Origin of the sequence: Actinoplanes sp. NPDC048791, from assembly GCF_040650095.1 — a bacterium.
Lineage (GTDB): Bacteria > Actinomycetota > Actinomycetes > Mycobacteriales > Micromonosporaceae > Actinoplanes.
Map to the genome: position 1 here is coordinate 1 of NZ_JBEZGQ010000631.1, position 5,056 is coordinate 5,056.

4 protein-coding genes are annotated in these 5,056 nt (G+C 70.8%); 3 read left to right on the forward strand and 1 reads right to left on the reverse strand.

What is annotated here, in order from left to right:
- Window positions 1–202: 202 nt before the first annotated feature.
- Window positions 203–2,035: a sensor domain-containing diguanylate cyclase gene (locus tag AB0C29_RS33110; protein ID WP_360828618.1), complete on the forward strand. Its 1,833-nt coding sequence runs from the start codon at window positions 203–205 to the stop codon at window positions 2,033–2,035.
- A 7-nt stretch (window positions 2,036–2,042) separates the two neighbouring features.
- Here the strand turns inward: AB0C29_RS33110 and AB0C29_RS33115 are convergent, their stop codons facing one another.
- Entirely contained in the window at window positions 2,043–2,969 is a 927-nt protein-coding gene (locus tag AB0C29_RS33115; RefSeq protein WP_360828621.1) for a 5,10-methylenetetrahydrofolate reductase, read from the reverse strand.
- Window positions 2,970–3,021: 52 nt separating this feature from the next.
- Here AB0C29_RS33115 and ligD point away from each other — a divergent pair, with 52 nt between their 5' ends.
- Both ligD and AB0C29_RS33125 read left to right on the forward strand, forming a co-directional pair.
- Window positions 3,022–3,978 carry a non-homologous end-joining DNA ligase gene (gene ligD, locus AB0C29_RS33120; RefSeq protein WP_360828624.1) on the forward strand — a complete coding sequence of 319 codons (957 nt, stop codon included), beginning with the start codon at window positions 3,022–3,024 and terminating at the stop codon, window positions 3,976–3,978.
- A 126-nt stretch (window positions 3,979–4,104) separates the two neighbouring features.
- The coding region (locus AB0C29_RS33125; protein ID WP_360828627.1) for a S8 family serine peptidase at window positions 4,105–5,056 on the forward strand (952 nt) is incomplete at its 3' end.

Sequence of the window (5,056 nt, forward strand, 5' to 3'; positions counted from 1 at the left end):
GATCGTCGAGCCGCTGCGTCAGTACGGCGCCTTCGCACCCGCGCTGGCGGCCGGTGAGCAGGACGGCGCCGCCGCGCAGCTGCTGCGTTACCTGGGGCGTGACCCCGAATGGTCCGCGGTGAGCTGACAGCGGCAACTTCCGGGCGATTTCGTTCAGCTCGCCCGCTCCGCGCCCGAATGTTGGCGGCGAGGAGGCAATCAGATGCGGCTGCGCAACTGGCTCGCCGTGGTCGTCAGCGTTCTGCTGCTGGTGGCTGTCGGCATTGTGGGCGTGATGGTGAACCGGTCGGCGCTGCGTGCTGCCGACACGGTGCACCGTTCCGACTCATTGGCGCTCGCGGTCAACAACGCGACCCTGGCCGGGCAGATGCAGCAGCTCTCCGCCAAGGAGCTCAAGGCCTTCGCCGACAGCTACCCCTTCCACCTCGGCGCCGGCTACGCCGGGGACCGGGACGCACTCGAGGCGTACGTCGCGAAGTCCACCTCCTTCCCGTACGGGGCGGCGATCACCGGGCTCGACGGCACCGTGCTGAACGCGTCCCGAGGGAACCCGCTGCCGCCGGGCTCCGACGCCGGGTATCAGCCGATGCGGGCGTTGCTGGCGGCGGGCAAGCTCGGCGTCTCCTCGCTCATGCAGGTCAAGGACGCGGGCGGGAACACCGTGGCGGTCGAGGCTTTCGCTGTGCCGATCAAGGCCGGGGGTGCCACCGCGGCGTTGCTGGTCGGCTATCACAAGTTCGCTGCTACGACTCTGCAGGCGTACACCGCGCGGTTGAAATCGGCGGCGCACCTGACCACGATCATGGACACCGCCGGGCAGGTCGGTTTCACCAGCCAGGCCGAGCGGATCGGCACCCGGATGGAGCCGGCCGTGGTCGCCGCCGCGGCCCGGCTGACCGAGGGGTCGAAGTTCGTCGAGTACCGCGCGGGCGGCACCGAGATGATCTCCATCGTCGTGAAGAACGATTCGCTGCCCGGCGGCTGGGCGTACGTGCGCACCCAGACCATGGCGTCCTTCGACGGCGCTGTGCACAGCCGCAGCCAGACCATCAATGTGACGCTGCTGGCGATGCTCCTGATCGGCGCCGTCGGCATCTCCGCCCTCGGCTATCGCACCCAGGTCCAGCGGCGCCGCGCCGACGAGCGGTTCCAGGCCCTGTTCCTGCACGCCCCGGACATGGTCGCCGTGCTCGACGCCGAGGGCCGGGTCGCGTACTCCAGTCCCAGCGCCGCGTCGGTGCTGCACTTCCCGGCGGGCTCGCTGCAGGGTTCCAGTGTCTTCGAGCTGGTCCACCCGGAGGACCGGCCGCGGATGCGGGAGGCCTTCGCCGCGCTGCTCAGCGGGCGGGACTCGGTGCTGCGGTTGCAGACCCGGATCCTCAACCGGGCCGGCAACGCCACCTGGTTCGAGTTCACCGCCTCCAACCAGATGCAGAACCCGGCGCTGACCGGCATCGTCATCAACGCCCGGGACATCTCCGAGAACCGGGCGTTCCAGGAGCGGCTGCACCACGAGGCCACCCACGACGCGCTCACCGGACTGCCGAACCGCCGGCGCATGCAGGACGCGCTGGGCACCTCGCTGCGGGACGACGCGGTGGCCGTGCTCTTCGTCGACCTCGACGGTTTCAAGCCGGTCAACGACGCCCACGGGCACGAGGCCGGCGACGAGCTGCTGCGTCAGGTCGCCGAGCGGCTCAGCGCCTGCGTCCGCGAGGGCGATGTGCTGGCCCGGGTCGGCGGTGACGAGTTCGTGGTGCTGATGCCGGGGGTCACCGCGCAGGCCGACGCCGACGCGATGAGCCAGCGGGTACGGCTCGCGGTGGAGCGCCCGTTCCAGGTGTTCGGCGCCGACATCACCATCGGGGCCAGCGTCGGCGTGCACCTGGCCACCCCGAGCGACGACCCGGACCAGGCCCTGCGCGCCGCCGACCACGCCATGTACGCGGTCAAGCACCTCGGCGGCGGCCGGCGCGCGAACGGCGTACCGGAACAACGGGAACCGGCCCGCGTGGGCCGGCACCGCGCCGACTAGGCCGGGACTAACCCCGGTCGAGCAGCTGCTGCAGTTCGACGGCCAGCGCGATGGACGCGTCGATCTCCACCTTGCGGATCGACACGCTTTCGACGTTGAAGCCGAACGGCATCCCCAGCCGACGGCAGAAGGTGATCAGGTCGCGGGCGTTGCGCACGCACTGGTCGAACGACTCGGCCAGCGGATCCGGCGAGTGCCGCAGGGTGTTCTCCAGCCACGGCGGCACGTTCACACCCAGCCACTTGAGGAACGACAGGGTCTTCAGCGATCCGCACACCGACATCGTCAGGATGACCGGTCGCGGCGCGATGCCCCGGTCGCGGCACGCGTAGTAGTAGTCCGAGAGCATGCTCTTGGTGGCGTCGACGTCGTAGACCACCTGGGAGATGAAGTACGCGCAGCCACGCTCCTGTTTGGACACCATCCGCAGGTGCTCGTCGCGGCCCCGGATGTACCGCTCGGTGATCGCGACCCCGCCGACCAGCAGGTCCGGGCGTACCTCCCGGCGCAGCTCGTGGGCCGTGCGCAGGTCGGTGCGCACCGGCTTGTCGCTCGACGACGGGCCGACGAAGACGGTCATCACCTGGTCGGTGTCCACCGCCTGCAACCAGGACGACAGCTCGTCGCGCGGATACTTGCCGACGCACCGGTAGATGACCACCGGCTTGCCGAAGCCGCCGAGGTGGCCGGCGTGGAAGTCCGCCGGGTCCATCGTCGGCAGGAACGGGAACGGCCGGTCGTCGGGGTTGCGGTCGCTCTCGTCGTCGATGTCGTAGAGGATCAGCCCGTCCAGGTCCACGTCGGCGAGCCGGGCCGTGGTGACTGCGGCGATCTCGTCGGCCCGGGCGGCGGCGCTCTGCCGGGGTGGGGTGACGCTGACGAGCAGCATCCCGCTGTGGGCCTCTTGCAGTTTCACGCGCAGCGGAGTCGGCATGCCGCTCAGAGTAAGGGGCTCGCGCGGCGGACCGAGCGGCTAGGTTGGCCCTATGGCCACCAAGTCACCCGCGATCGAGGTTGATGCCGGGGAGCACACCGTCCGCGTCTCGAACCCGGACCGGGTGTACTTCCCGGAGCTCGGCCTGACCAAGCTCGACCTGGTCAACTACTACCTGAGCGTCGGCGACGGCATCGTGCGGGCGCTGCGCGAGCGGCCGTGCATGCTGCACCGCTTCCCGGACGGCCTGGCCGGGGAGAAGGTGCACCAGAAGAGGGTGCCGCACGGCGCCCCGCCCTGGCTGCAGACGGTCCGGGTGGAGTTCCCCCGCTACAAGCGGCACGCCGACGAGCTGTGCGTGACGCAGCTCGGCGAGGTGATCTGGGCGGTGCAGATGTCGACGGTCGAGTTCCACCCGTGGAATTCCCGGCGCGCCGACACCGAGAAGCCCGACGAGTGGCGCATCGACCTGGACCCGATGCCCGACTGCGGGTTCGACACCGTACGCCGGGTCGCGCACGTGGCCCACGAGGTCCTCGACGAGCTGGGCATCACCGGCTATCCCAAGACCTCCGGCGGCCGGGGTATGCACATCTACGTCCGGATCGCGCCCGAGCACGGCTTCTCGGACGTACGCCGGGCCGCGCTGGCCTTCGCCCGGGAGGTGGAGCGGCGCTCGCCCGAGGTGACCACGACGTGGTGGCGCAAGGACCGCGACCCGGAGAAGCTGTTCGTCGACTACAACCAGAACGCCCGCGACCACACCATCGCCAGCGCGTACTCGGTGCGCGGCAACCAGCGCGGGACGGTCTCCACACCGATTCGCTGGGACGAGATCGACGCTGTGGAGCCCGACGAGTTCACCCTGCAGACCGTGCCGGCCCGCTTCGCCGAGCTGGGTGACCTGCACGCGAGCATCGACGACACCGCCTTCAGTCTCACCCCGCTGCTGGAGTGGGCCGAGCGCGACGAGAAGGCGGGTCTGGCCGGACCGGCCGACCCAGAATGAAGACCGACCCGGAGTGACGCCTGTCCACATCACGCCATGTCCGCTCTGCGGCAGGCTCACGTAACACGACGGTGAATATCCGGACTCCATGATGCGTGCAGCGAATCACGCTGCGAAGGAGTCCCCATGCTGAGTCGTCTGCTCGTCGGCGTCCTGATCGGAGCCACGGCGATACCCGGCCCCGCGGCGGCCGCCCCGGCCGCCCCGGCACCGGCCCGGGCCGAGCCCGGCGCCGTGACCATCACCCTGATCACCGGCGACACGGTCGCACTCACCAAGGCCGGCGAGCGGTACGCGGCCACGGTCCGCCCCGCCCCCGGCCGCGAGGGCGTCACGTTCCACACCCTGGAGACCGACGGTGGCCTGCGGGTGCTGCCGGCCGACGCGATCCCGCTGGTCGACGCGGGCCGCCTCGACGCCGAGCTCTTCGACGTCGAACACCTGGTGGCCCAGGGGTACGGCGACGCGGCCTCGCCGACCCTGCCGCTGATCGTCCAGGGTGGCGGGGCTGCCTTCCGTACCGCCGACGCGCGCGTCCTGACCAGCATCGACGCCACCGCGATCAAGCCGGCCAAGGACAGCCTGGCCGCCTTCTGGAAGGCGCAGACCGCGGGCGCCCGGACCGCCGGTGAGACCCACATCTGGCTGGACGGCAAGGTCAAGCCGGCGCTCGATCGCAGCACCGCGCAGATCGGCGCTCCCACCGCCTGGCAGGCCGGGCTCGACGGCCGCGGCGTCAAGGTGGCCGTGCTCGACACCGGCGTCGACGCCGGCCACCCTGATCTGGCCGGCCGGATCGCCGAGGCGCGCAACTTCAGCGCGAGTGAGGACACCGTCGACCGCTTCGGCCACGGCACCCACGTCGCCGCCACGGTCGCCGGCAGCGGCGCGGCCTCCGGCGGCAGCCGCAAGGGGGTCGCGTACGGCGCCCAGCTGCTGATCGGCAAGGTGCTCGACGACAGCGGCTCCGGCTACGAGTCGGAGATCATCCGGTCGAACGCGTTCGAGTACTCGTACGGCATCACGGTCCAGCCGAACACCGCCCCGAGCAACACCACCCGTGACATCTACCTCACCG

Excerpts from the sequence above, each read along its gene's own strand:
- AB0C29_RS33110 (WP_360828618.1), top strand. The coding sequence starts at position 203 with ATGCGGCTGCGCAACTGGCTCGCCGTGGTCGTCAGCGTTCTGCTGCTG.
- ligD (WP_360828624.1), top strand. The coding sequence starts at position 3,022 with ATGGCCACCAAGTCACCCGCGATCGAGGTTGATGCCGGGGAGCACACC.
- AB0C29_RS33115 (WP_360828621.1), bottom strand. The coding sequence starts at position 2,969 with ATGCCGACTCCGCTGCGCGTGAAACTGCAAGAGGCCCACAGCGGGATG.